Below are 932 nucleotides of genomic sequence, written 5' to 3' on the forward strand. Positions count from 1 at the left end.
GTATGCATGAGACGTGTACTGGAATCCCTGATCGCTGTGAACGATTAGTCCAGTCACGTCTTTTTGCTGAGTCCACGCTTGCTGAAAGGTTCGGAGAACCAGTCCATTGTCGTTCCTAGCACTCATTTGATAAGCGATAATTTCGTTATTGAACAAATCTTTAATCGCAGAGAGATAGAGCCATTTTTCCCCTACGCGATATTGCGTAATGTCTGTCACCCATTTTTGGTTAGGAGCATCTGCTTTGAAATCCCGTTTCAATATATTTTTCGTCACACGATCTCCTTCGGAAGTAGCATAATTACAACGATGTTTTCGGCGGATCCTCGAACAAATGCCTAAATCCTGCATTATTCTGAGTACCTTCTTATGATTCATCCAAACTCCGTGGTCTTGTAGCAGGAACAATTGAATTTGGCGATAGCCGTAGACTCCGTCATACCGTTCATACACCTTCTGAATGAGTTCTTTCGCCGCTTGATCCCTTACTACTCCTTTGCGTTTCAAGAAAGCGTAGTATCCACTTCTGGAGACTTTAAAGAGTTTGCATAGGTCGCTAACGGCATATTCATTTGCGGCGCTCTCAATGACGCGATATTTGTGCGTTTCACCTCCTGTATCCAGATTTCCAAACACTTTTTTAGCATTTCATTTTCCCGTTTGAGCTTTTGAACATACCTATCTTGATCGATATATTCTTCACGACGCCCTCGTTGATCTAGTAGTCCAAATTCCCCTAGCTCTCGGTATTTCTTCATCCATTTCTTTACTCGCCCTCGGTCGTGAATCTCAAAATGCTCCGTAATTTTCCGATAAGTCCATCTTTCCTCCACATGTAAACGAATGGCCTCTTTTTTGATCTCATCCGAGTATGTTTTAAACTTCTGTCCTTTAATCGTCATAAAAATGCACCCCCTAGAATTTCATCGGAC

General features: G+C 42.4%; 2 protein-coding genes. Both read right to left on the reverse strand.

The features are described from left to right. On the reverse strand, window positions 1-588 hold a 588-nt coding region (locus CA600_RS30580; protein ID WP_256990096.1), incomplete at its 3' end, for an IS3 family transposase. Beyond that, window positions 504-902 carry a helix-turn-helix domain-containing protein gene (locus tag CA600_RS32045; RefSeq protein WP_256990095.1) on the reverse strand — a complete coding sequence of 133 codons (399 nt, stop codon included), beginning with the start codon at window positions 900-902 and terminating at the stop codon, window positions 504-506. The genes CA600_RS32045 and CA600_RS30580, both read right to left, overlap by 85 nt. Window positions 903-932 lie beyond the last annotated feature (30 nt).

The sequence above is a fragment of the Paenibacillus sp. VTT E-133280 genome (assembly GCF_002264385.1).
Classification (GTDB): Bacteria; Bacillota; Bacilli; order Paenibacillales; family Paenibacillaceae; genus Paenibacillus_AQ; species Paenibacillus_AQ nitricinens.

Coding starts and splice junctions, on each gene's coding strand:
- CA600_RS32045 (WP_256990095.1), bottom strand. CDS start 902: ATGACGATTAAAGGACAGAAGTTTAAAACATACTCGGATGAGATCAAA.